Here is a 26157-nt window from a genome sequence, read left to right as displayed (position 1 = left end):
CACTCCCGTTCCTTCTGCAGCGCCGCTGCTACCCGTTCACCGTCCCAAGAATCTGTCGACAGCCAGCCTGTAAAAATAGAGGGCGGTCAACTCTCCGTCCGTGATTGCTTGCAGATCATTCGTCGGACGTTGACCGCCGCCGGTAGGCAGAACTACTCAGCAGCCGGGGTATTGAGGAGCACTGTGATCTTTTCTGTCAGGCCATTCAGAACCGGCTTCAGGACGTCTTCGACCCCGGGAATGGAGAGAACCTTATCAATCTTTTCCTGGAGCTTGCTCTGAGATTGCTTGACGATGCTCGTGACGATAGCGCGTGACGAAGTGGGAAGGTCTTCGATGACACTCGTTAATGAATCAACTTTTGCGGTGACAGCCGTCAGCTTCTCAGTTGCCGCTTCGGCTGTCGCCACATCGGTTACGCTGTCCAGAGCTTCGTACGCGTCGCGCATGTAACCACCAAAATCTTTGGTGACCGTCTCTGCAGGATCTTGTGGCCCCGGCGCCGAGCCGAGTGTTCCCACTCCAGCAGCGGGTGGATTGGCCGGCGTCGGAGTTCCCCCAAGTCCGGCAGGGGGCTTGGAATTGTTAAGCCACCACGCCCCGGCTGCCAGCAAAACGACGAGAGCCACGAGGGGAACCATCCATTGCATCGAGTCTGAAGCGGCCGCAGCAGCTTTATCACCGGCCGCCCTGACACTTCTCGCCGAGTCTGCGGCAAAGTTGCTGAAGTCGCCCAGTCCCTGGACGCCTGAAAGGCTGTCCGCAAGCCCGGCGGGCATAGCCTTCGCAATGTTGGACTTCTGCGACAAGATCATTTTCAGCAGACCACCCAAATCGAGACCCTGCGACTTGACCTGTTTACCGAGGAAACTCAGGATGAACGGGGCCACGAGCGGAAGGAGTTTTTTCACCAAAGCCGGATTGCTTGCCAGGAATGAAGCAATGGAGCCGATCAGCGCTGTCAGGCCACCTTTGCCCAGCAAGTCTTCAAGGATCCCGGTCCCTTTTTTGGCGAGATCGTCGGCTCCTCCACCGGAAAGGACACCCCCCAGGTCGTCAGCGACATTTTCGTCGACCTTCCGAAGCGAGTTCCAGATCTTCTCGCCCCCATCTGGCTTTGCAGCCAGACTGCCCAGGCCGCTCAGCAGAGTCGGCACGATGGCCGAGATCGCCTTTTGAACATTCTCTGGCGTTTCCCCGATAGCGGCCGAGAGCGTCTTCAGCGTGTCGCCCGACAATGCTTTCAGGATCATTTCGACGATGTTCATAGTGTCGCTCCGTTGCAAAATCCAGATGAAAGAGGGACTGACGTGAGAGACTCGATTTGTGTCCGACGACATGAAAACAGTACCCCAAAGCCGAACGCCTTGCACGGTATCGTTCGGATCAGGTAACGCGAGAGGTTGGCAACTAACTTTGATGAAAGTCGTTTTAAATACACAGGAATGTGAGTCGGCCGATGAGGTCCACTGCAGCGTAATCAGACGCAATCTGATCTTCAACCCTAACGTATCCAACTACGCTCATAGACGTAATCACAATGGCCCAGTTGAGATGCAATCCCAGCTACAGCCGTGTTTGAAGGTTTAACTCAATGAATTAAGTAGTCGGGCTGATAAACGTTCCTATGATCTCGATTACAAACCCGAGAATGAAGGTCACGTTCAGGAATGATAATAGAACGTGAGCCAGAACAACTCGTCGACAACGTCTGCTTCGGACGGAAATGTCCGACACCTGGTAACAGATCGCCAGTGTGAACGAAAAGTACATGAAGTCCCAGAAATCGGGCATGGTGTCGTCCGGGAATTCGAGCGGAGGACGATCTGCAGGTTCATCCGCCGGCGGCGTGGGATCGTAATATAACCGCGCGTAGTGGATACCAAACAAGAGGTGCAGCAGTCCCCAGGTGAGAAAGACTGCGGCAAGCGATAGGCCCAGATGCAGATTAGTCATCGCGGGTGACCAATTCACCGACCGATGAAGCATCAGTCCCACACCGACGAGACTCAGTCCCGACAGCAAACCCGCAACCAGCAAAACGACGACGTTGTTGAATTCGATCTGTGCCGCGTCTTCCCGTGTGGACGTCGCATCCGCCGCCGCCATTCTCCAGACGAGTGTCACAATGTAGCTCGTAACCGCCAGATCAAATCCCAGCAGAATCCGCGACTCGAGTTCTAGAGCCGTCGATACCCCGAACGCCGACAAACCGATCAGTGCCGCAAATACCATTCGCCCGAGAATCACTTTCCAAGGCGACATCTTCGACTTCTTGTTCACGTTTCTCCCAGGCCCCCATAGTCAGATTGACGCGCCACTGATCCACGCCGGAAAGCTGCAGACCGTATGTTCGACCAGTCCTCAGAAAATCGATTCAGGTCTCGTTGCTCGCTCACCTGTCGGTGAGTTCGGCAGGCAGGGCATTGCCTCGGACTGGTCGAACTCATACTCTACGAAGGCGAAACTTCGTTCTACCGAAAGAGTTCGAATGCGGTTCTTATCTGTTGCTGGACAGTGGCAATCCCCGTTCCCGATCTGGCAACGTACCCATCTTTATAACTGAAGGAAGCATACAATGCGTTGGGAAGGTGGAAGGAAAAGCGGTAACCTTGAGGATCGGAGGGCTATGCGGCCCGCCACAATGGCGGCAGGCGGCCTGGGTGTGATGATTGTCATGCTGATCGCTGCATTCATGGGAATCGATCCCCGAAAAGTTCAGCAGTTGATGAACAACGTCAATCCACCGGGAGGACAGGGAGGACAAGTCGCCGAACGGGAACTGACTCCTGAAGAACGCCGGAGCGGTGATTTTGCAGCGACCATTCTCGCGTTTACGGAAGAAGTGTGGGACGAGCAATTCCGCAAAGCAGGCGAGCAATACGTCCCCCCCCGCATGGTGCTCTTCGCGGACGCGGTCGCCACCGGTTGTGGAAACGCACCGTCAGCCGTTGGTCCCTTTTATTGCCCCGCAGATCGAACCGTCTATCTGGACCCGACATTCTTCACGGAACTGAAGGAGAAAATGGGGGGTTCTGACGCAGAGTTTTCGCAAGCTTACGTGATCGCACACGAAATCGGCCACCACGTACAAAACTTGCTGGGATACAGCGACCTCGTCAACCAGAAGCGGCAAGGCCCGAAGGCTGAATTCAATCGCTGGTCGGTCCGGCTGGAACTTCAGGCAGACTATCTTGCAGGTGTGTGGGCCCATTACGGCCAGAAGAAGTTTGATTTTGTCGAACCCGGTGACGTGGCAGCAGCGATCCAGTCGGCGCAGTCGATTGGAGACGACCGGATCCAGAAGAACTCCCGCGGTTTCACGTCCCCAGAGAGTTATACGCATGGGACTTCGGCACAGCGAACAAAGTGGTTCAAACTCGGACTGCAGACGGGTGACCTGAACAGACTGAAAGAGCTATTCGAAATTCCTTATGAAGATCTGTGAAACCCGGCTCTCGGATTGAATCTGCGTGACCATTCCTTCCTCACAGTGAAAGAACATCATGGGCGCTGGGCAGTTCAACATTGCGGTCCACATGGCGATGCTTCTCAGTATCTTGACGGGTTCTCACCAGTCGGCATTTGCGCAGACACGTGAACGCCTCGACAAGTCTGATGCCCCGCTTGTTGTCGAGGGAGTGGTCCGGCAGGTTTTCAAGAGTCCTCGACAGGGACGGACAGACTACCTGGTGCAGGTCGATGTACAGAAATCAGAAGGCCGAACCGCTCTTAAAAAGGGAGAGGCCACGCGATTCGCGGGGCCGGGCGAGTCTGTTTACATCCATATTTCCCAGCGGCTTGATCCGTCGGGAAAAGTCATCGCTTCGGAAAGTTTTCAAGGTCCACCCGAAGAGCGAGCGCAGATCAAAGCGTTCCTGACAGCCCGCGAACAGGGGGGATGGGAAGGATCATTTCCAGACTGGTACGAAGTCGCTGGGGAGCGAGGTTCATTTAATCCTGCCGACGATTCAGCATCAATTTCGCTCGACGACCTTCCCGCCGCAGCGGAAAAATCACAGCTCGGTATGACAAGTGAAGTTATCAAGATTCAGAATCGGATTGCTCTGCGGGTCAGGAGCGTGGAACGGAGCGGTCCTGCCCAGAAAGCCGGTCTCGAAGTCGGTGACATCATTGCCGGTATCGATGGTGAAGCGATCAAATCTCCGGGACAGTTGGAGACGTTCGCTTCTCAAGGCAAAAAATTCTCGCTCGTCGTAGTCGATGTAAATACCGGGAAAAAGGCTCAGATCGAGATCGACCCACACGCCGCAACGACTTCAGATAGGGAGGCAACGTCCGAGACTGCAGAAAAGCCAGCCACTCAGCCGGGAAAGATTTCGCTCGGGATTTCTGCTGAACCTGTCACCCTCGGGACGCGCAGTGCGCTGAAGGTGACGGGAGTTAAACCCGAAAGTCCAGCTGGGAAGGCGGGACTCGAAGTGGGAGACATCATTGTTTCTGCGAATGGAGCTCCCCTCACCGGTCCAGAACAGTTGCTCGCCGCCCTGCGAAAAAGCGGTCCGACTCTCAAACTGGCTGTGCGTGATTCGCGCACCGGACGCGACGCGGAAGTCACAGTGAATCTGGGTGGCACACCTCCCATCAAGTCATTCCCGGCGGACGTCGAATCTTCAACGAATTCGGTACCCGGAAAGTTGGGCGCGGTGACAGAGTTAGCCTTCCACGATGACGACTTCGCCGTCAAAGTCACTGAAGTCGAACCCGGAAGCGCTGCCGCTCGTGCGGGTCTGAAACCCGGCGTCCTGATACTGGCGGCCAATGGCAAGGCAGTCCTGCATCCGAACGATCTCAACGACGCGGTTCACTCCAGCAAGGGAATCCTCAAACTGACCATCCTGAACCCTTCCGGAGGAAAGAAAACGACTCTCGACGTCGACCTGCGGAATTGATTCCGGGCCCCTGTCAGTTCAGTCCGTCGGGTTGGTGGGCGGGAGGAATTGATAACTCGATCAACACTTCGCCTGACTGACGCGAGAAACAGACGTTTGATGCTTGATCCAGTACTCAAATCCCTCAATGACTCCGTCCGCGAATTGACGTCGCGCGTGGTAGATATGAGGACCGGATGCATCGGCAAGCTCTGTCTGTGCGTTTGCCACGACGACTCCTCGATACCCCTGCTGAAACATTGACAGGTCGTTACCGGAATCCCCCGCGACGAGTACGTGCGTCTTGGGAATCTGCCAGGATTGAGCCAGAAACTCAATCGCAGTTCCTTTGCTGACTCCCATCGGAAGAACATCCAGGTCGCGGCCGGAGCTATAGACCAGTTCCGCAGCAATCCGTTTTTCTCGCAATCGATCGCGGACCTGTGCAAGCCATTCTTCGTCAGCATCGTATACGGTATAGCTGCGTTTGAAATCGGATTGGCACTGCGGTGGCTGAAGGTTCAGTCCAAGTTCCCGATCCAGCAGGTTCCGGACCTCATCGAGTTGCCAGCGAGTCCGCCAGCGATGAGACCATTCCTCCAAGGGCCTTCCGCAGGGATACAGTCGTACTTCACTGCCCACGTTTGCAACGACGGCATCAGGAGAGGGCAGTTTCCACTCCTGAACGGAAGCAACGATGGACGCATAGTATCGGCCTGAAGCGTATACCAGTCGCGGCGTGGGGTGGAGCGACCTCCACCACGAGCGAAAACGCTCGACTGCCGAGGCGTCGTCCAGGAGGGTGCCATCCAGGTCGCTGGCAACCAACCAGGGAAATCTATTCACAGTAAGTATCCCAGCCAATGTTGTCAGCAGATCAATTCAGGATTGCACATCATTACCTTACCGCGTGAGTTCTACGCCCGTCGTACTGGCGATCCATCCGCGATTGACGCACTTCGTCAAAAATCGATGAGCAACTTTCTTCCAGGTGTATCGCGAGCGTGCGGTAATGCTACCATTGAACGAGAGCTGCTGTCGAATTCTGGGATGAAGCAGCGGGGAGCAGATCGCCTGCGATAATGCCTCGGTGTCCTGGGGATCACAATAAATGCAGTCGTGTCCCCACGTCAGCTCTTCCCAGAGTCCGCCACGCGTCGAGACAATCGTCGGCGTTCCACACGCCATCGCTTCGACCGCCGTCATTCCAAAGGGTTCGTTCCGACTCCCCAGCACAAATACATCTGCGGCGCGGTAGTAGTCCGCCAACCGCTGCTGGTCTACGCACACTGTGAATCGGACGTGTTCCCGCACCCCCACCTCGCGCGCCAGATTCTTCAGCGATACAAGTAACTCGTTTTCTTCTCGCGACCGCGTTACCCCACCAATGGCGAGAACCAGCGTGGCATCGGGGATTCGCTTGACGACCGCCGGAAATGACTGGATTAACAGGTCGTATCCTTTGCTCGTCGCGAGCCGCCCCGCCGAAAAGACCGTAGGCGAGTCCCATCCCAGGTCTCGCTTGATCGCCATGCGCCTGCTGTCCTTGAGCTGATAAAAGACATGATCATCCAGACCTGGAGGGATCTGTTCCACTTTTTGACTTGGCACGTTGTATTCATCGCATTCCGACAGACAGCGGGTTTGCTCTGCGGCGGTCGAGAGGACCAGGTCCGCACGGTGGTAAATCACACGCTCCTGCTGAATTCTCTCGGTCAGATGATCCGCGGTCGATTCACCGGCGTCACCCCATGCGCGATTTTGTCGCTTAAGAAGTCCCATCGAGTGCGGTGTATGAACATGGGGGACCCCCAGTCGTTTCGCCAGCTTGACTCCGGCTACTCCCGCATCCCAGTAGTGACTGCTAATCAGCTGATAGCACTTATCATGAAAATGTGGATCTTGAAAATAAGCGTCAAGCAGCTGAGGAACATATTGCGCCAGGACTTCCTTGGGCAGAAAATCATTGCCGCCGTAGGCACAACGAAGAATGCGGACTCCTTTTGCGACTTGCTCAAATGCCGGCTGACCCTCGAATCGCCGTGTGAGAATATCCACTTCAAAACCGCAATGAGCGAGTGCTTTTGACATCTCTCGGACATAGACGACTTGCCCACCCGTGTCAGGCCGTCCCAGTTCGGGTTGAGCCGCCACATATCCGTGGGTAGAAATCATCAATATACGAGGTGATCTCATAGTGAATTCCTTTCAGACTATTCAATCGATTCAAGAACTTTAGTTCACACATGCACTGGCCATAGGAAGCATCTGTGAACGCCATTCGTAGTATGACTCAAGAGCGAATTCGCTGGTGGAGTGAGTGGGGGAGGCGAGCGAAGAGGTGGGATTGAGGGCGAATTGCAGTAGCAACGTGAGTGGTCGTAGCGTGACATCAAGAATCTTCAAGAACATGCACCCCTCCTTCGATCAGCGAGGAAAATCCCGTAGTATAGGTCCCCGCGAAGAAGGCAAGTCCCGTACCAATCCGTCACTGAGTTCAGCTTTCCCTTGAAGTCACTGCGACGTCCGAAGTTGCGGCAGAAGAGCAGGGTTTCTCAAAACCTGCAGGAGCCGACCCGCAAGGTGTAACTACGACAGATTGTCCGCCGCCACCCCCTCAGGTCCGACAATTTGTCGTAGTTCAAGAGAAGGGGACAACGACCCATGCGCCGCATTGAGCCGATTATGGCACATCAATTGCGTCGCAAACTGATGTTCAACTCCCCGAGTGTGTCTCCGAGGATCTGCCTGAAGACAGCGACTTAAGAGATCCAGGCCATCACGCATTTTTTAAGTGCCCGAGGCTGACGCATCTCTTAGCTACATAGACTTGTGGCTCCTCGCCGCGAGAAACGAACGTTCTCTCGGGGCAAGGGGAGTCGGAGGACCACTGGGACTTAGCCTAAAGGAGGCGCGTATTTGGTTTTCGCGATGTCAATTCTGGCGATTCTGCTGTGTTTAGTCATCGGGGTTCAGCGGCAGACAATCGCCCGATTGAAGCAGGAATTATTAAAATCGGAATCACAGCGGTTGCTGGAGCTGAACCAGTTGATGGTCGGTCTCGCGCATGAGGTCCGTAATCCGTTAAACTCAATCCGCCTGAATCTCTATACCGCTGACCGAGTCTTCCGGGGCGATGCGCAACTCGCCTCCGAAGAGATTACCGCGATGCTGGGCGAGTCCGTTCGTGAGATTGAACGGGTGGATGGTCTGATGAACCTGCTTCTAGCGTACGCGCGTGCGGACGATTTGGAAGTGAACACTGTTGATCTGCGCCGCGAGATTCACAGTGTCGCGGCTGTCATGGAACCGACGCTTCAGGCGAGCAGGATCAGCCTGAAGCTTTCGCTTCCTGCGAAAGGGGAGTTCCTGACTCGCGCAGGTCGTGGTCACGTAAGACAGGTACTGCTCAATCTGCTTTCCAATTCGAAAGAGGCAATCCCTGAAACCGGAGGAAAGATTGAAATCGACCTGAAGCAACATCAGCAGATGGTCGAAGTCAACGTCACGGACAGTGGGAGCGGTATCTCAGCGGCGCACCGGGATCTCATCTTCGCTCCCTTCTATTCGACGAAAGAGCAGTCATCAGGTCTCGGTCTGGCCATCACACGAAGTCTGATGGAACGGGCAGGGGGGACGGTGAATTGTGTGCGAGTCGACCGAGGGCAATGTCAATTTCGAGTCAGATGGCCAGCCCATCGCAATCAATCACGTGAGTGATCGGCCCTATGACAAAATTCAACATTCTGATCGTCGAAGACCAGCCACGGGAGCGCGATGCGCTGGCCCGTTTTCTCAAGACTGAAGGGATGAATCCCCTCACTGCGAAAAATCACGCGGAGGCCCTGGCGTTTCTTTCGGAATCCGTGGATGTGGTCATCTGCGATCTCAGGCTCGGCCAGCAAAGTGGAGTTGATCTGCTGCATATCTGGAAAGCCCAGCGTCCTACGACACCTTTTGTCATTGTGACGGCATATGGTGAAGTCAGCTCTGCCGTCGAAGCGATCAAGCTTGGTGCAGAAGATTACCTGACGAAGCCGCTCAATCCCGACAACCTGATGCTGCTTTTGCGACGTCTCATCCAGAACAATCCTGCTCCCTCGGTGACTGAACCCGAATCGGAACGACGTGAGAGATTGACGGGAATCATCGGCCAGTCACCTCAGATGCAGGATGTGGTTGAACGCGTCGAACGAGTCGCCCGCACGGATGGGCTGGTATTGATTCTAGGTGAATCGGGTACCGGGAAAGAACTGGTTGCTTCCGCCATCCATCGATTGAGCCGTCGGGCTAACGGTCCATTCGTCGCCGTCAATGTCGCTGCTCTCCCGGAAAGTCTGATCGAATCAGAACTGTTTGGCAGTGTCAAAGGTGCCTTCACAGGAGCGGCAGAAGATCGGATTGGGCGATTCGAAGCTGCTCACGAAGGAACGTTGTTCATCGACGAAATCGGCGATTTCCCACTTTCGTCGCAGGCGAAATTACTGCGAGTCCTGGAGAACCTGAAAGTGACTCCCGTGGGAAGCAACACAGACCGCGATGTGGACGTCAGAGTCGTTGCCGCAACGAGCCGTAACCTTCCCGAGATGATTAAGCAGAATCTCTTCCGAGAAGACCTCTTCTACCGGTTGCATGTGCTGACCATCGATCTTCCCCCATTACGCCAGCGGCCAGGTGACATTGCCAAGTTGACAGACAGGTTTCTTCACGAAAGTCGCGAGCGACATGACCGGATGAATGTGCAACTCGCCCCGGAACTTCGGGAGTTTTTTATTGGCTACAACTGGCCCGGAAATGTACGACAGCTTAGAAATACGATTGAAAACATGGTCGTCATGGGCAAGCACGACGTTCTCACCCAGGAGGACCTTCCAGCCTACTTTACCGGTTACCCTGCATCCAAACCGTTCGTATCGTCGAGCGATGGCGAGTTGCAGGAACTGGAGCGAGTGGCCATTCAAGCCGCTCTCGATCGATTTCACGGAAACCGGACGCACACTGCAGAAGCGTTAGGAATCTCCGTCAGAACCCTGCAGCGAAAGCTCAAGGTACTTCAGTCTGAGCAGGACCAGGACTAAAGGTCCACAGCCGTTCACAACTCATCATGATGAAGTTCATTGAAGGCATTCCTCCAATTGCGAAGTTATCACGCCGTGTGAGTCGCAGGTCTGGTCCGGACTGGACGGGATTGCAGGTGTCTCACCGCGATCCTTGGACGCGGGAGACGTGGTGGTTCAGAGGAGCTCCGTGAGAGGACGGGTATGGCGCGGCGGTCGGTGGCCTGTCCAGCCCGCGCCACAGTATCCGGAACCAAAATCTCGTACTAAATCCCGTTCGGTGTCGCGTCCGTTCTGGCGTCTTCGGCCACCATGGCTCGGATTTTTGCCCGCAACGTAGGGCGGCTCAGCCCCAGAATTTCAGCAGCGTGCGACTGCATGCCCTTCGATATCTTCATCGCCTGACTTACCAGTAGCCGATCGAAGTAGAGCAGCGACTGACGGTAGACGTCCGACTTACCTTCTGTCATCAACTTTTCGACAACGGTCCCCAGATTTCTCCAAGCATCGTTGTTGACGTTCAAAATGGTTTCGACCGGTTCGGGCTCTGCGGGTGGCTCACCATGCAGTTCGATCGACAGAAACTCGGGGAGCAGCGTCGGGCCGGTGGAAACAATGAGAGATTCGCGAATCACGCTCTGGAGTTCCCGGATATTGCCCGGCCAGCGGTACGACTGTAGCCGCTCAAGCGACTCTTGCGAAATCGACTGAACTGCGGTGCCAAGCTGGCGATTAAATCGGAATAGAAAATAGTGAGCCAGTTCGGGAATGTCGTCGATTCGGTCCCGCAGCGCCGGCATGTGCAAAGTAACCCCGCGTAGCCGATAATACAGGTCGCGGCGGAACCGGCCTTCTTCAATCATCGCCTCGAGATTCTGATTCGTTGCAGCGATCACCCGGACGTCGACAGTAAGTGTTTCGTTTCCCCCGACACGCTGGAACTGACCATCCTGTAAGAGCCGCAAAATTTTAGCCTGCGTTGCCAGAGGCATATCACCGACTTCATCCAGGAAGAGCGTTCCGCGATGACACTGCTCGAACTTTCCCACCCGTCTGCGATCCGCACCTGTGAAGGCCCCTTTTTCGTGACCGAACAGTTCACTCTCCAGCAGTGTTTCGGGGATCGCGGCACAATTGATCGCCAGAAAAGGTGCCTGGTTCCGACGACTGTGCTGGTAGAGGGCGCGTGCAACAAGTTCCTTACCAGTGCCGCTTTCACCGAGGATCAATACGTTGACGTCTTGGGGAGCCGTCCGCCCGATCTGCTTGCAGATGGACTGCATGGAAGGACCGTTCCCCACCAGTCGGTCAGACGCATCGTCAGCCGAGGTGTCATCATCGATGGCTGCAGCGGCATGCATCAGCCGGCCGATTTTGAGCGCCTGTTCCACAACCTGGGTCAGTTGATCGAGATCAAGCGGCTTGACCAGGTAGTCGAAGGCCCCCACCTTCATCGCTTCAATCGCAGTATCCGCTGTCCCATGCCCCGTGATGAAAATGATAAGGGCCTTGGGGTGGATTTCGTGGATCTGATCGAACAGGTCCAGTCCAGATTGTTTCCCAAGACGAATATCGAGCAGAACAACATAAGGCAATTCTTCGCGGAGAATGCTGAGTCCTTCCGCTGCAGTCGAAGCGGTCAGGATGCGCAGGGTGCTGCTTTGGAGCACATTTTGAATTGTTTTGCAAATTCCCGCTTCATCATCGATTACCAAAAGCGATTCCATTGTGCTCCTCAAATGCATTAAATCCGTCAAGAGGTTGCCATCTCATGATCGGTACGTCTCGACGAGGGGCCCGAGACTTCAAATTCGATGATAGGAATACAGAGAGTAAACTGGGCGCCGCCCGTCTCTCCGTTTCTGGCAGTGATCGTTCCGTGATGCTCTTCAGCGATCCGATGCGATACTGCCAGCCCAAGTCCGGTACCCCGGTCCTTCGTCGTCGCGAACGGCTCAAACAGTCGCGGCAAGACATCGGGCGAGATCCCTTCGCCCGTATCCTTTACGACAATTTGCGCCATCCTGGTTCCGCAATTTCCAAATTCGACTACCATCTCTCCCGAGAGTCGGCAATGCGTTCTTTCTACGATTCGGGCCTCGATCGTCAACTGCCCTCCATCGGGCATCGCTTCGATGGCGTTAATCAACAGATTCACGAGTACCTGATGTAACTTCTCGGTATCACCATCGACCATGAGGGGAACCTCACACGGTCGAACGATGATTTCAATTCCCTGCTGCCGGGCACGTGCACTGACCAGATTTAAGGCTCGCTGCAGTGTCTGGGCCAGGTCATGCAGGACACAATTGAGCTGCGGAGGACGGGCGAAGTCGAGTAAGCCCTGAATCGTCGATTCCATCCGACCAATCTCTTCCAGAATCAGTCGCAGCTTACTTTCGTCGAGCTTGGGCCCCGAAGCCTGCCGAATCGCATGCTGCAGCAGAAGCTTGACCGATGTGAGCGGATTTCGAATTTCATGGGCTACCCCCGCCGCAAGTTCACCGACCGCAGCGAGTCGCTCGGATTGAAGAACCTCGCGACGCGCGGCCTGAAGGTCACGGCTGACTTGGCGCATTCGAAAAGCAAATTGCTCAGCCTTCTGCTGAACCTCCTGAAAATCGGTTGATGCGTTGATATCAATCGTGCCTATGTTGCTGTCGCTCTTCGACGCGGCATCGTGTAGGGTTACCGCGATTCGTGAGATTGATTGATTCAAACGCCGGGAGAGGCGCCAACCAAGAAAAATGCCCAGTAGTGGTCCGACCAGCAGAATTCCCGAGCGGAACCACAGGATCGTATTCGTCACGCGGCGCCGCTGTTCTTTATACAAGTCCGTCGCATGCTGATTGACGCGGATGATGTCATTGGCAGTGACCGTAATCTGATGTGCCAGTTCGATCGCCTGAGGGCGGATAGATGCGTTCAGGTCCGGATCGAAGGTGTTAGTAGTTTCCCTGACCTCGAACAGTCCCCTGAAAATATCCAGATAGGCATTCAGTGGCCCTTCAAGAGCCTGCAGGACCTCCTGATTCCCTTCAACATGTTCCGACGCCTTCAGACGATTGCGTTCCTTGGCAATCTGGTACTTGGAGTTCTCCCAGCGCTCTCGGAACCTGGGCAGATCTTCCCGACTCGAAGGGCACTCCGCGACCATTCGCCAGATCACGACTTTCAATTCTTCAGCAGCCCGAACAGGAACCACGTTTTCGACGAATACGCGTTGATTGGATCGTTCGATCCAGACGACGTAGTAGGTTGTTAAAATGTTCATCGAAATGTACAGAGCGAGCACCCAGAAGACCGGGATCAGCGCCTGGACAAAAAGAGATTTGTAGAAGTTAGTCTTCATATAGGGCCTTGGGCTGAAGCGGCTTTCCCGTCAGTACGTTCCATTCCGTTTGATACGATCTGACATGCTTCCGCTCCCACCGAGTTCAAATCTCTCTGGTTGGAGGTTCAGACAATTCTGCGGGAAAACTCTCACCGCTTTTGGCGATTATCACGCAGTTATGGTCTGCATGCTATCTACCCGCGTAAGAAAATTCCTGAATCGCAGCACTCCCTGAACTTCCGTGGGATACGAATTTCCCAATCGCGCTTCAAGACGACCGCCACCCTCAAGATTTAATCGATGGATTTTCAACCCATACCGCACTACTGGGCTTGCGACCGCTCCCGCGTTGCGACTGGGTCAATCCCGCACTCTGATCAGAATGTGTAGTTGTTTCCCAATTCGCTCCGCATGCGCGAGCCGTTCGTGATCGTGGAAATTGGGGATAACGACACAGCCTCTCCCTCCATCCCTTCTGTGTTTGACATTTAGTCACCTAGTCACCGTCGTACTGGGTGTCAGAGGCTGACAGCTTCGTTCGGACAGATAAGTACCTCTTTCGATCACTCACCCCCATAAAAAGTGAGCATCAGTTCATTGTAAAAACAATGATTTCACCGCGAATCAATTTCACGCCACTTCATGTTGGTTTGCACCATCAGATTGAAAGCAGGTGAAAATGGAGAAATTATTCCACTTGAGCTACTTCGTTGGCAAAGTAATGCGCAAAAGCTTGCGACGGTGTCAGCCTATTGCCGTGATTCAATCCGGGGTCGAGAACTTTCCTCGACAAGTTCAAGACCTGAATCACCCGCCGTTGGAGCTGTCGCTAGCAAGGCCACGGAACTCCCTCATCGGCGAACCCGCGATTCTTGAACCGCAATTGGGGAAAACGGCCCCGACTGAGCAGGTTTAGTGCCGAATTGATCGCCGTCGGCAGATCATGCCGCAAGAAAATCATGTGTTCACTGACAAAAGGAGTGTCGAAAAGCTACCGTCCGAAGAGAGTGTTTCGCTTTGATTGAGCAAATCGGCGACGCTCCGTTCTTTGTTCGATTTGGCAAATCGCTTTCCGCTCCTGTAAGTCTGTTTCCACCGGCCACATGTAATTTCGTTTATTTCTTCTCGGCTTCGCTCTTGGCATGTGAAGTGCATAGGGATCGCCTGTATTGAGGACTCAGCAGGGGCCAGTGTAAGTCGTTGAGTTTAGATCAGTTTCGTATTGGACGGGATGAGTGTAGAGGGAAATCATGATGCCGATTCATGTACTCGTCGCCAGTTCCTCCGCCTACCGTCGCTGGTGGTACGTCGAGCAATTGCAGCAGCACGATATGGAAGTCACGACGGCTCATGATGGGCTGACGTGTATTCAACAGATGAGAGCTTGTCTCCCCGATGTCGTTCTGCTTGAGCCATCGCTCTTGTGGGGGGGAAGTCACGGAGTTCTCGCCGTACGGTCGCAGGAGCCGGAATTTCAGCACATTCCTGTGGTCCTGGTCGCAGTCGACGGCATCTCGCCGGACTGGTATGAGCTATCTCGTTATTCGGTCCAAGGACTTCTCTTGCGAAGACCCTCCGCTCAGAAACTGGCTGCGACACTCTATGCCGCACTCAACGAGGAATGCGACGTTGCTTCAACCTGCAGCGATTCTCCCGTCGCGCTCTAGCAGCAGCGGATTCGGCTGTAAACAGGTAATAGATCTCTGCTGAGACGACAGTACCTCGCTGCGTCTTCGCAGAGATCAAACTACCCCTTCCTCAATAGTCCCGAATCGTCGCGGCCCACACGTGGCGTGAAGGCACTGTCAGCGCGAACTCGGGTCATTGACACGTCCATCCTGTCCGTCAACCTGACGAGCGTACGTCCGCCGGACCGACGGCCATACGATTACCGCTCAACTTCGTCGAGTATCCGCTGGAGCTTTTCCAAGTCAGATGGCTTGATCAAATGATGATTAATGCCCGATTCGATTGATCTTTGTCGGTCATTGTCGTCGCCGTAACCGGTCATCGCCACGATCAACACTTTTTCAAACTCAGGCTGTTGCCGCAACTTCTTGGCCACCTCGTACCCGTTCAGTCCGGGCAGTCCTATATCAAGTATGATGACGTCGGGGCGGTAATCGAGAGCCGCTTCAATCGATGTCGGACCATCGTGCACCGTCAGCGCTTCATAGCCCAACTGCAATAACAGCATTCCCAGCGTCTGCGCACCATCTTCGTTGTCATCGACGATCATCACCTTCAGGGACGAATCCACTCGTCCCTTCGATTCCTTACCGCGCACCACCACCCGGTGCTGAGGCGAAGCGGATAACGGCAGGAAAAATCCGAAGTCACTTCCTTGACCCGGGGCACTAATGACATTGATTCGGCCACCATGTAGTTCCACCAGTCGCTTGGCCAGTGACAAACCAATCCCTAAGCCGCCGTTGGTTCGGTCGTGCAGCCGATTCCCCGTAGTAAACGAATCGAAAATTCGAGGCATTAATTCAGGTTCTATCCCGACGCCCGTATCGACGACGTGAATTTCGCATTGGTCCCCAGTAGCCCTCACGGTCAAAGACACTCTTCCACCGGGGTTCGTAAATTTTGCAGCGTTGGAAAGGAGGTTGGCAAGAACTTGTTCTAACCGTGCAGGGTCAGCCTCCAGCCAGATCGAATGTGGTTGAATGGACGTTTCCAACTGATGGCCGAATTGTTCCAGAAGCGGACGGACATCTTCGATAGCGTTGTCGACAATTTCGCGTAGGGGGCAGCGAACCTTCTCAATCTGAATGGCCCCTCTCGACATGCGAGAGACCTCCTGCAAATCGTCGATTACCCGCTTTAATTGTCTGACCTGTCGTTCGATGATTGCTCGTGCATGCTGCTGAGTCTTGCTTTCATTGGGTTGAAGTCCCAGAAGTTCGAGGGCACTGGCAATGGGGGCCATCGGATTTCGTAATTCGTGGCTCAACAGTGCAAGAAATTCGTCCTTCTGCGGAGTCTGCATCCCGAGTTCACTCGGTCGCTCACCTGTGACGTCGAATGCCTGACTTGTTGAGTCCACATTGACTATCTCAATCGCGAGCAACACCAGATCAAGGCGATCGGCATCCACTGGAAACGGACGAGCGGTCATTCGTACAGTACACCTTTGTGCCTGCGGCGAAACGTACTCAACCTGAATGTTATCTACTGGCTCACGTTGTTTGAGAACGCGTTCCAACATGGATCGGACGGGGGGTAGATCCCATTGCCCATTCGCAAGACGAAACAGAACCTCATTCCGGGCATCTTTCTCGTCGACGGAAAAGTTGGCATGGAATGCCGAGTTCCCGAGTCGCAACCGCAGTTCCCGATCCAGAATCACGTACGGCTGTTGAATCGTGGAAATGATCTCGCCTGCCAGCGCGAGTAATCGAGAATCCTTTAATTCGGTTTTGACGTCGCCTGTCACATCATGGAGGGGGTGCTCCAGATCCTTTGTCCGATGGTCCAGAGCACCTGGGTGAGATTGGTCGTCGCTCATTGCCTCACCCGCACGCTTCTTGACGAATTTGAGCGATGGTTGATCAGGATTGGTTCCCTTCTTCGATGTGGACGATTCGAGATCAGCGTTGTTATCCATGGAATCGACTCCCTGAACGTGTGCCCCGGCTCGGTAATGGCAGGCGATCAGCAATCAAGCGAGCGAAAACGCTCACAATCCCGATTCTCATCCTTCCCGCGGGGTACATCTTCCTAGTAAGCCCCGCAACCTGTTCAATCTCCGTGCCAATTCTAAGAAATTCGGGTCAGCACGGTGGTTTGCGCTCAAGAGAAGGACCTTCTGAACTTCGGCCGCCAGAAGTTGCTCGAGGGCCCTCTCGATGAATGGGCCAATGCATGGCATCAGTTCTCCGGCTTCCCACACAGTGAACGGGTGTTGGCCCCCCAAACAAACCCGGATCTCTGACCGGCGTTCGCATGCGCGATCAGTGCGGATCCAGAGTTCGATCGGGAGGAAGAGACAGAGCCTGCTGACATTGCTCCAGTAATTGATCGAGTCGACTCCTGACGGCTGACCCGGATGGTGTCGCAGTGAGGATTGATTCCAGCAAATCACGGGCATCGGACGGACGGCCAACCTCGAGGAGGGCCGTCGCCAGATGCACGTAGGTCTCATACAGTGCTGGTGCCAGGCGAGTGGCAGTTTCCAGATAAGGAATCGCTTCTGGCGCACGCCCCGACTCCAGCAATTCCAGTCCCATGTTATACGGAATCGATACCGACTTCAGGTCGGTTTCGAGTGCGTGCTTATAGTGGCTGAGAGCCTCCGTTGATCGCCCCAGAATGGAAAGTGCCACTCCCAGATTATTATGTGCCGTCGCCGACTTGGGACGAATGGCGAGTGCCGCCTGGTAGAACCGAATTGCCTCCGGGGCGTTGACCGAATGCAGGGAATTTGCCAAGACCAGATTCGCCAGAAAGCTGTCAGGGTGATCATCCTGAACTTGTGTCAGGAACGGAACCGTATCCAGACCAGCCGCCTCCATTCGATCACCCAGAACCCTCAATGATTGCACAGGTCGCCCTGCTTCCGGGGCAGATTGCTCAAGTGTTTGAAGCGCGTCAACGTGATTCCAGTTCTCTGGATCGCGTAAACGCAGACTCCAGGACGAAGGTGCGATATCAGCTTCTCGAATTACTTCCAGCACCCATCGTCTCTTGCGGGCATCCACTTCACACACGGACCAGTCTTCGAGAAATGTCACCAGAAGTGATCGAATTTCAGAGCTGCGAATCCGTTGTCCGGCCTGCTTCGACTCTGCCCCGACGTCTCCCAACCCCGCCATGGAAAACAATGTGGCATAGTTCGCAGCCGCATTCAGACGATTCACGCGGTCACCGTCAGTTTCCTTGAGCACCATAGATCGCTTGGTTCCTGCGGAATCGAGGTTCTCTACCAGAGATAGATCCGAAACAGCCTGGTCGATCCGCTGCCTCAAATCACCTGATCCCCCGTCTCCAAGCTTCTCCAGAATGGCACGTGCCTCGGCCAATCGTCCCTCCTGAATCAGTTGCACCCCCGATTCCAAGCGAGCCGTCAACCGGCTTTTTTCTGCAAGTCGACTCGCAACGAGTGCCCCATTTTGGAGCGAGTCGATGATGATCAGTCCAATCAACAAAATCCCCGTAACCGCAAGAGTGGTAGGCAAGGGGTTACGACGAATCCAGCGAGCACACCGCTCGATTCGACTGACGGGTCGTGCTCGAATCGGTTCATGCCTGAGAAATCGAGCAAGGTCTTCAGCCAACTCGCCTGCCGTCGCAAATCGCCGTATGGGGTCTTTCTCCAGACATTTCAAGCAGATCGTTTCCAGGTCTCGCGGCACTTTCGCATTTCGGCGCGACGGCGGATCAGGATCGACACTTGTCAGACGGCGCTCCGTGTCTGAGAGAGTGGTCCCCTTGAAGGGGGGCTCACCCGTCAGCATTTCGTAGAGGATCGCCCCCAAGGCGAAGATGTCGATTGCGGGGCCGACGGCGGTCGGATCGCCCGTCATCTGTTCGGGAGCCATGTAGCTGGGCGTTCCCATCCGGGCACCTGTATGCGTGAGTCCATCGTCCGTATTAAGACGCCGCGCCAGTCCGAAATCATTGATCTTGGGAGTACCGTCTCTATTCAGCAGGACATTCGCCGGCTTGATGTCACGATGAATGATTTCAGACTGGTGGGCCGCATGGACCGCATTCGCCAAAGTCGCGATCATCTGCGCAGACTCGGTCACGGGTCGGGGTGAACGAGCAATCTTCTCTGAGAGATTGCCCCCCTCTATGTACTCCATCGTAAAATAGGGCCGCCCGTCAACATCGCCAATGTCGTAAATCTGAACAATGTTCTGATGCTTTAGCCGCGCAACCGCCTCAGCCTCGCGCAGAAATCTTGCGTGCTCCTGCCGACTGGCATACTGTCCCGACAGCAGCATTTTTAGCGCGACCACCCGATTTAATTGCAGGTGCACGGCCTTATAGACAACCCCCATTCCTCCCGCGCCAAGCACAGCTTGAACTTCGTAACCCGGGATTCTGGGGAGCCCCGTCTCGCCGAGATTTACCGGGGACGTACTCTCTTCAATCGCCGTTGACGGAAAAAGCGAATCGAGCTCGGCTTCAAAAGCTCGTACTTTCCGCAGGCGTGCTTTGACTTCCCCCAGCAAATCCGGAAGTTCGACACAGACTTCTTCGGGTGTCCGATCCGAGTCGAGAATCTCTTCAATCAATTCATTGATTTGTGAGTCATTCGACAAAGCAGACTCCCAGGATCTCAGGGTAGCAGGGTAGGGGGGCGTTCCACTTTCGGTCGTGACTTGCGGGCTTCGATTCAGCTTCCACTCAGCGGTGCAGCGGAAGGATTCAAATCACCCAGTTTTTCGTAAAGCAGGATCAAACTGCGATTCAGTCGGCGCTGCACCGTTTTGGTGGAAGTCCCCAGAATCTCCGCGACTTCCGGGTGCGTCATTCCCTGAATTCGGACCAGACTGAAGACTTCCCGTTCGTCCTCGGGAAGCACTTCGATTGCTTCGAGCATCCGCCTGGCGTTAGGTGTCAACTGCGAGACGCTCGATTCGGGTGACATGACGAAATCGTCTTGCAATCCCAGCGCTTGTGAGCGGTCGTCGAGCCGCCGCGCCAAATCATTCAGTTCCCACCGCATGTGCTGATTGGCCAGCGCGAAGAACTGTCGCACGGAGGTCGGGCGCACTTCCTGCATGGCTTTCAGCAACCGATCGACCACGGAACTCAGCAGTTCTTCCGTCTGCAGGTTCATCGGCGGCCGGGTCAATCGCGGGTAACTGCGAACCAGCAGCGAACGACATAACAAGTGCAGACGACTGACCGAACTATCGATCAGACTTCGAATGATCGGATCGGCAGGAGCATCACCACTGAGTCGAGCCAATTCAACCAGATAGCGCTGAACAGCAACAGTGGTTTCACCTTGGTTCATCGGTAAACGCTCGAATGTCCCCGAAATTGACAATGACCGCTCGGCAGGAAGTGAGAAGCAGACGGATCGCTGAATCTCAATACGGCTCTCATGTTGCTCAACGGAACGCTGCCACGTGCAGAAGCCAGCAAGCAGAGGAAAGGATGTTACCATAGCTTCGTCGCTCGTCCAATCGTGGTTCGCAGTGACCACTCCCGTTTTGTGTCCATTCCGATACTCAGTTGCCTGCACTTAACACTCGCCGGTACATGGTTCACCAGGCAACCGAGGATGGCCTCTCCCATGTCCCGCGAGCGACGGCGAATCCTGCGGACTTGCACATCCCTCCTTGGAAGACTGCCCGGCGATTCCGCCTCATGCACATTGCGTCAAAAGTCACAGAATTCGTTGCGACCACGGTTATCCCTCGCTAGCCTATCGATCCCATTGTCCGTATCGGGTCTTGGAACGCCAGGAGTATCACTATCGGCATACCGGTCAATCTGTTTCCTCATGCCCCGCCGTCAGGAGACAAGCGGCGAATCGTCAAGTTTACGACGAACGAAATTTTGCTCGAACACGGGATTGCCCACCGGATCGAGTTTCGCGAAAAGCGTTGTAATCTGACCCTGAAGAACGTGACCAATCGGCGTCAACCGGTCAACGTCCGCGTGTGGGTCCTAAACAAATCCCTGATTCAGTTGTGGCATCAGGCGGAAAAATGGACGCTCTCTTCACTGCAGCCAAACCAGATCCACGTATTTAGTTGGAACTTTAATCCCACCGTACCCGACGTCATCTGGAACGTGAAGGCCCGCGGACAAGCCCCCGCGTGGATTGTCATCGACGCAATCTAAGCTCCCGCACGACCGCCCCCTCAGAGGTTACCCCCTGGCTTCGCTTCCAGATTTAGAGTTTTCCGGTACCTCGCGACGTCCGTCGCTCGATACGTCACCATCGAAGGCCATCACGCGGTCTGTTAGCATGAAATCATTCTCGGCAGGCTGCCAATCCTGCAACTTAGTTCATGCCAAAACCTCGTTAGTAGTTGGGGATTTGAATGGATGCGAAGTTTCTGCCCGCACAAGCTGCGATTCGCGCCGACCAGCCAGAAGAGCTGGAACAGTTGATACGTGCCGATTCCACCCTGGCCACTGATCGATCGCTGAGTGCAGGAGATCATCCGACACTCTTATGTTGCCTTGTGCTGGAGATGCCGGCCCGCCGCGAGCTGAACCGGTTGATTCGTCTTTTTTCGGAACAGGGTGCGGAGCTGACCGAAGCCTTGACTGCCGCGGCGAGCATCAACAATACGACGGCCATCACGACACTTCTGGACCTGGGGGTTCCCATCGCAGGGGATCGACGCTGGTCTCCACTCGATGAGGCCCTTTACTGGGGTCATGCGGATTCTGTTGAGCTTCTTGTGAAACATGGTGCACCGATCGACAACATTCGCAAGTATGCCGCACTCGGACATCTCGACGGAATCCGACGCTGTTTCGGTGACGCGGGCCTGATCGTCGAGACAGCAGGCGAAGTCGCCTGGCCGTTTGGAAATTCAATCGAACCCACGAGCCGCAGCGATCCCCAACAGATCACCAACCACGCCTTGATCTACGCTTGCGCGTGGGGCCAGCTTGATTCAGCGAACGAACTCATCACTCATGGTGCAGAAATCAATTCGATTCCTGCTGGATTTGACTTCGCCGGGACGCCGCTGCACTACGCAGCGCTCAATAATCGTCGAGAATTGGTCGAATGGCTGCTCTCTCAAGGAGCCGATCCGACCATCTGCGACACGAAGGTCCAAAACACTCCTGACGGCTGGGCTGAATATGCCCGTCATGGACAACTTGCCCAATTGCTCCGTACAGCACGAGAAACCTGGCCGACCTCGCACAGAAACGACATGAAATTCGCCCCATAGACTGCGTTTCAGTGACAATCAGAGGTTTTCAAACCTGACTGCCGAGGTCATGGCACCCAACATGACTTGTACGTTAGAGCACGGCGACCGTACATGCTGAAGCGGTGTCTTGAAACAATTCACCTTGAGTCGCCGGCTGAATCACATCATTGAAACGGACCCGTTACGAAGTCACAACAACTCGACTTCAACTCATCGAGCAGTTCACCACTACTTCCGAATATTGTAACTGGTGATCAGGTTTCGATAGGCGGGAAGATGATTGGAGAACAACGTCCCCAGTCCATCGACGTCGTTGCGCCAGTCCCGATGCAGTTCACAGGCGATTCCAAACCAGCTCATCAGTTGAGCTCCGGCGGCTTCCATTCGTGACCAGGCAGCATTCCGAGTGGTCAGATTGAAGGTCCCTGACGCGTCGGTCACGACAAACACCTCATATCCAGCTTCGAGCGCTGACAAGGCGGGAAATGCGACACAAACTTCCGTCACCACGCCAGCAATAATGAGCTGCTTCTTCCCTGTCGCTTTCACGGCTCCAACAAACTCTTCATTGTCCCACGCATTGATCTGGCCGGGCCGGGCGATGTACGGAGCATCCGGAAACAACGCTTTCAACTCGGGCACGAGGGGACCGTTCGGCCCCTGTTCAAAGCTCGTCGTCAGAATCGTTGGTAAATTGAAATACTTCGCGGCATCTGCGAGAGCGAGTACGTTGTTCTTGAACTCATCGGGAGAAAAATCGCCGACGATATTGCAGAGGCCGGACTGATGATCAACGAGCAACACAGCAGCGTCATTCTTATCGAGCCGACGGTATTGGAAGTTCGTGGCCATTTGCTCTGCTCCGAAGTTGCGAAAGGATTAGATACGGATTGAGACCGAGTTGTTTACTCTCAGACCCACGAAAAGTGCGATTGGAACTGACTGAAGTATAGAGATATGACCTCACCCGGCAACTCGACGGAACTTCACTTAAACCGCGTCCCATGCGTCTGGCCGCAAGAGATGGTCGCAGCCCCGATCGGCTGATCTCCCCATGACGGCAGCAAGAGGCTGTTCGCGGCACAATATCGACAGTCGTCATATTTTTCTCTTACGCACTCATACGATGAAAGCGCTATCCACAAAAATTCACACATTCTTTCGATGCTTCAGCAGACCGGTTCCTCAGTGAGGTGAGATCCCTCGCGGCGAGAATGAACTCAAACCCGACTCCCCTACGTGCCATCCCAATTGACCTCGATTTCAATCCCGGATCGTCCTGGAGCCGAGTTTCATGCCCCTTCCCACGAACTACAAAACTTTCGGCATACACAGCGAAGTTGCTGGATTCTCGGATCAACACACCAACCCGATGGCGCATCAGATTGAGCGGGCGAAGACTACGCACTAAAACTGCACCGTCTCTGGAACGGCGACTGATGCTGATCCTTCCTCGGCCGGTCTGGTCACCATCAGTTTGTTTGACGGCATCCAGCAAACGCGGTCTGCGATCTTGATTTCTTGACAGGGGGTCGACAGTGTCCCGGTTCGTGCGACTGATACTGATTTTAAGCTCGCTCAACGCCACCGCGCTTCGCTCCGAAGAGGAACGTCCTCTTCTGATTCCGGCCCAGGCTGGTATGAGCGACGAAGTTCTCAGCGAGATCGATCGACTCATCGCCGACGCCATCAGCAAAGAACACTTACCCGGTGGTGTTGTGCTGATCGGCAGGCCAGCAGGTACTGTCTGGCTCAAGGCGTATGGCCATAAGCGAATCGAACCTGACTCCGAAGTAATGACGGTCGAGACCGTCTTTGACCTGGCATCCGTGACCAAGCCAATGGCAACCGCGACGAGTATCTTCAAACTGGCAGAGATGCAAAAACTCATCATCGATGACCCCGTCGTGAAATACATTCCTGAATTTGAAGGCGAAGGTAAGAACGAGATTACGCTCCGGGACATGATGGTCCATCGCAGCGGCATGATCCCCGACAATGCACTAAGCGACTATCTCCAGGGCCCGCAAGTTGCCAGAGAACGACTCTTTGCCTTGAACCCAATTGCCCCTAATGGAACAAAGTTCCAGTACTCGGACGTCAACTATCAAATTCTCGGCGAAGTCGTGGCCCGGATCTCAGGTGATTCGTTGTCGGACTTCGCGAGGAAGCACATCTATGAACCGCTCGAGATGAACGAAACCGGCTATCTACCGCCTGAGTCCCTGCGGGCTCGTGCAGCCCCGACCGAGCGGCGAAACGGATCGTGGATTCAGGGAGAAGTCCACGATCCCCGGGCGTACCGTATGGACGGTGTTGCGGGTCACGCAGGTCTGTTCTCAACGGCTCGGGACCTGGCCCGTTTCGCGCAGGACGCACTCGCCGGGATTCAACACGATCAAAGTCGTATTCTCAAGCAGTCGAGTTGGCTCGCCATGACAGCTCCACATTCCATCGAAGGTTCCGACAAAAATGGTCAACCGACGCGGGACGTGAGGAGCCCCGGTTGGGACATTCAATCCCGCTATTCGTCGAACCGTGGTCAAGACCTCTCTGCCCGCGCTTTTGGGCACGGTGGGTTTACCGGAACGTCGCTTTGGATCGATCCAGAGCAGGAGCTCTTCGTGATATTTCTGAGCAACAGATTGCATCCGAATGGGCGCGGTATGGTCAATCCCCTCGTGGGTCGGATCACCGATGTGGCGGTCAAGGCCGTCAGGCAAGGCCCGGATCGTTAAACGCCGGTTCCGTCTCTTGCTGTGTCTCCAGAAGGCTCAGTAGATCCCATTCTGTCTGACGTCATTCCAGTTTCGACCATACTGCGGGCATAGGCCGAGTATCGATTGCCAGAAAAACCCCCGTTGATGTCATCTCAGGGGGAGGGTGGACAACCTCAACTCAGTGTCACAATTATTTGATCCCGACAACCATCGAATCAGGGCCACTGAGCGGTTCAACTCGAATCTGTTTGAAGCCAACTTCGCTCATCCAGCCAGCACAGTCAGCCCCTGAAAAATCGAAACCGCCCGGAGTTTCGACCAGCATGTTCAAGCTCATCAGCAGTCCCATGGCGTTGGTCTTGCGGTCGTCGTCGATAATCGCTTCGCAAACGACCAGTGCCCCACCTGGCGGCAATGCATCATAGGCCTTGCGGATCAGCATCTTCTTTGTCGGCAGATCCCAATCATGGAGTATGTGGCCCATGGTAATGACGTCTGCTTTGGGAAGGGGCTGTTCGAAAAAATCGAGCGGTGCGAATTTAACCCGATCCTGCAATCCATGAGAGGCGACGTACTTCTCGAAAATCGGTCCCACGATTGGCAAGTCGGCTCCCGTCCCCTTGAGATGTGGATGGGTTTGAGCAAGCACGACGGGAACGCCTCCCTGGGCCGCACCGATATCGACGAAAGACTGGTACTCAGACCACGGGAATTTCTCTGCCAGGACCCTGGCAAGTCCGAGACTGAGTCCCGTCATCGCCGAAAGAAACTGTTCCAGTCGCCGGGGTTCACTGTAGAGGGTTCCGAAAAGGTCGCCACCATGCTTACTTTCGTTCTGCGGTAATCCCGTCCGCAACCCATCAGTCAAATCGGCCCAAAAGCGGAAAAGACGGGCGCTCATCATTTCCAGCATGCCGCCGATGTAACCCGGTTTCGCCCTGTCCAGATACAGATCCGTTGCTGGCGTGTTTCCGTACTTGCCGTTTTCCCGCGTCAGCATTCCGAGCGCCACGAGAGCGTCGAGGAAGTCGCGTGCACCCCGCTCGTGCAGACCGACTTTTGTCCTGACTTCTTCCAGAGTCAGCGGCCCTTTCGCCAGTTCCGTGAACAGTCCCAGTTCCACCGCGCTTAACAACGTCCGGGAACCCCAAAAACCAAACCCCAGTTGCATAATCGCATCGGGCGTCACAACTGCCGACATCGTCTCGCTCCTTGAACTGTCGAATTGAAAGTACGGCTCCATGCCTGAACCTGTCGCAAAGCATCTTGTTGCTCAGGTGCCGCAGT

The 26157-nt window shown here is 54.8% G+C and carries 20 protein-coding genes; 8 read left to right on the top strand and 12 right to left on the bottom strand.

The window, feature by feature from the left end; genetic code table 11:
* Positions 1-152: 152 nt before the first annotated feature.
* Complete coding sequence (locus tag ACGY09_RS23830) at positions 153-1268, bottom strand: DUF937 domain-containing protein (RefSeq protein ID WP_397569714.1); 1116 nt, start codon at positions 1266-1268, stop codon at positions 153-155.
* A gap of 331 nt (positions 1269-1599) precedes the next feature.
* Positions 1600-2265, bottom strand: a complete 666-nt coding sequence (locus ACGY09_RS23825; protein WP_397569713.1) for a DUF1345 domain-containing protein — start codon at positions 2263-2265, stop codon at positions 1600-1602.
* 313 nt (positions 2266-2578) lie between these two features.
* On the opposite strand from ACGY09_RS23825, the gene ACGY09_RS23820 reads away from it, so the two are divergent.
* Both ACGY09_RS23820 and ACGY09_RS23815 read left to right on the top strand, forming a co-directional pair.
* Positions 2579-3448 carry a neutral zinc metallopeptidase gene (locus tag ACGY09_RS23820; RefSeq protein ID WP_375314922.1) on the top strand — a complete coding sequence of 290 codons (870 nt, stop codon included), beginning with the start codon at positions 2579-2581 and terminating at the stop codon, positions 3446-3448.
* A 58-nt stretch (positions 3449-3506) separates the two neighbouring features.
* Positions 3507-4913 carry a PDZ domain-containing protein gene (locus tag ACGY09_RS23815; protein ID WP_397569712.1) on the top strand — a complete coding sequence of 469 codons (1407 nt, stop codon included), beginning with the start codon at positions 3507-3509 and terminating at the stop codon, positions 4911-4913.
* Positions 4914-4973: 60 nt separating this feature from the next.
* Here ACGY09_RS23815 and ACGY09_RS23810 read toward each other — a convergent pair whose 3' ends face one another.
* Genes ACGY09_RS23810 through ACGY09_RS23800 form a run of 3 tightly spaced genes read right to left on the bottom strand, consistent with a single transcriptional unit; the run spans position 4974 to position 7304 of the window.
* Positions 4974-5738 carry an HAD-IIB family hydrolase gene (locus ACGY09_RS23810; RefSeq protein WP_397569711.1) on the bottom strand — a complete coding sequence of 255 codons (765 nt, stop codon included), beginning with the start codon at positions 5736-5738 and terminating at the stop codon, positions 4974-4976.
* A gap of 57 nt (positions 5739-5795) precedes the next feature.
* Positions 5796-7088 (bottom strand): glycosyltransferase, encoded by a 1293-nt coding sequence (locus ACGY09_RS23805; RefSeq protein WP_397569710.1) that lies wholly within the window; start codon positions 7086-7088, stop codon positions 5796-5798.
* Positions 7089-7127: 39 nt separating this feature from the next.
* Entirely contained in the window at positions 7128-7304 is a 177-nt protein-coding gene (locus tag ACGY09_RS23800; RefSeq protein WP_397569709.1) for a hypothetical protein, read from the bottom strand.
* 519 nt (positions 7305-7823) lie between these two features.
* Between ACGY09_RS23800 and ACGY09_RS23795 the strand changes: the two genes are divergently transcribed.
* On the top strand, positions 7824-8612 hold the full coding sequence (locus ACGY09_RS23795) for a sensor histidine kinase (RefSeq protein ID WP_397569708.1): 789 nt from the start codon (positions 7824-7826) through the stop codon (positions 8610-8612).
* Positions 8613-8620: 8 nt separating this feature from the next.
* A complete protein-coding gene (locus ACGY09_RS23790; RefSeq protein WP_397569707.1) occupies positions 8621-9970 on the top strand; it encodes a sigma-54-dependent transcriptional regulator in 1350 nt (449 codons plus the stop codon).
* 245 nt (positions 9971-10215) lie between these two features.
* Here ACGY09_RS23790 and ACGY09_RS23785 read toward each other — a convergent pair whose 3' ends face one another.
* A complete protein-coding gene (locus ACGY09_RS23785) occupies positions 10216-11676 on the bottom strand; it encodes a sigma-54-dependent transcriptional regulator (protein WP_373652486.1) in 1461 nt (486 codons plus the stop codon).
* Positions 11677-11702: 26 nt separating this feature from the next.
* Entirely contained in the window at positions 11703-13301 is a 1599-nt protein-coding gene (locus ACGY09_RS23780) for an ATP-binding protein (RefSeq protein WP_397569706.1), read from the bottom strand.
* Positions 13302-14533: 1232 nt separating this feature from the next.
* On the opposite strand from ACGY09_RS23780, the gene ACGY09_RS23775 reads away from it, so the two are divergent.
* Entirely contained in the window at positions 14534-14950 is a 417-nt protein-coding gene (locus ACGY09_RS23775; RefSeq protein ID WP_397569705.1) for a hypothetical protein, read from the top strand.
* Between the two features lie 221 nt (positions 14951-15171).
* Here ACGY09_RS23775 and ACGY09_RS23770 read toward each other — a convergent pair whose 3' ends face one another.
* From ACGY09_RS23770 to ACGY09_RS23760, 3 genes are all read right to left on the bottom strand, one after another.
* The gene (locus ACGY09_RS23770) at positions 15172-16896 is read right to left on the bottom strand and encodes an ATP-binding protein (RefSeq protein ID WP_397569704.1); all 1725 of its coding nucleotides are present in this window, start codon (positions 16894-16896) and stop codon (positions 15172-15174) included.
* Positions 16897-17242: 346 nt separating this feature from the next.
* Entirely contained in the window at positions 17243-19558 is a 2316-nt protein-coding gene (locus tag ACGY09_RS23765; RefSeq protein WP_397569703.1) for a protein kinase, read from the bottom strand.
* A gap of 74 nt (positions 19559-19632) precedes the next feature.
* On the bottom strand, positions 19633-20412 hold the full coding sequence (locus tag ACGY09_RS23760) for an RNA polymerase sigma factor (RefSeq protein WP_397569702.1): 780 nt from the start codon (positions 20410-20412) through the stop codon (positions 19633-19635).
* Positions 20413-20807: 395 nt separating this feature from the next.
* Here ACGY09_RS23760 and ACGY09_RS23755 point away from each other — a divergent pair, with 395 nt between their 5' ends.
* Both ACGY09_RS23755 and ACGY09_RS23750 read left to right on the top strand, forming a co-directional pair.
* Positions 20808-21095 (top strand): hypothetical protein, encoded by a 288-nt coding sequence (locus tag ACGY09_RS23755; protein ID WP_397569701.1) that lies wholly within the window; start codon positions 20808-20810, stop codon positions 21093-21095.
* Between the two features lie 203 nt (positions 21096-21298).
* Positions 21299-22168, top strand: a complete 870-nt coding sequence (locus ACGY09_RS23750; protein ID WP_397569700.1) for an ankyrin repeat domain-containing protein — start codon at positions 21299-21301, stop codon at positions 22166-22168.
* 210 nt (positions 22169-22378) lie between these two features.
* On the opposite strand, the gene ycaC is transcribed toward ACGY09_RS23750, so the two are convergent.
* Complete coding sequence (ycaC, locus tag ACGY09_RS23745) at positions 22379-23002, bottom strand: isochorismate family cysteine hydrolase YcaC (protein WP_397569699.1); 624 nt, start codon at positions 23000-23002, stop codon at positions 22379-22381.
* A gap of 686 nt (positions 23003-23688) precedes the next feature.
* On the opposite strand from ycaC, the gene ACGY09_RS23740 reads away from it, so the two are divergent.
* The gene (locus ACGY09_RS23740; RefSeq protein WP_397569698.1) at positions 23689-24888 is read left to right on the top strand and encodes a serine hydrolase domain-containing protein; all 1200 of its coding nucleotides are present in this window, start codon (positions 23689-23691) and stop codon (positions 24886-24888) included.
* Between the two features lie 172 nt (positions 24889-25060).
* Here the strand turns inward: ACGY09_RS23740 and ACGY09_RS23735 are convergent, their stop codons facing one another.
* The gene (locus ACGY09_RS23735; protein WP_397569697.1) at positions 25061-26071 is read right to left on the bottom strand and encodes a methyltransferase; all 1011 of its coding nucleotides are present in this window, start codon (positions 26069-26071) and stop codon (positions 25061-25063) included.
* Between the last annotated feature and the right edge of the window lie 86 nt (positions 26072-26157).

Source organism: Schlesneria sphaerica (genome assembly GCF_044336245.1).
In the GTDB taxonomy this organism is placed as follows: domain Bacteria; phylum Planctomycetota; class Planctomycetia; order Planctomycetales; family Planctomycetaceae; genus Schlesneria; species Schlesneria sphaerica.
Note: the sequence above shows the minus strand (reverse complement) of the source record. Positions and strands in the feature narration are given on the sequence as shown.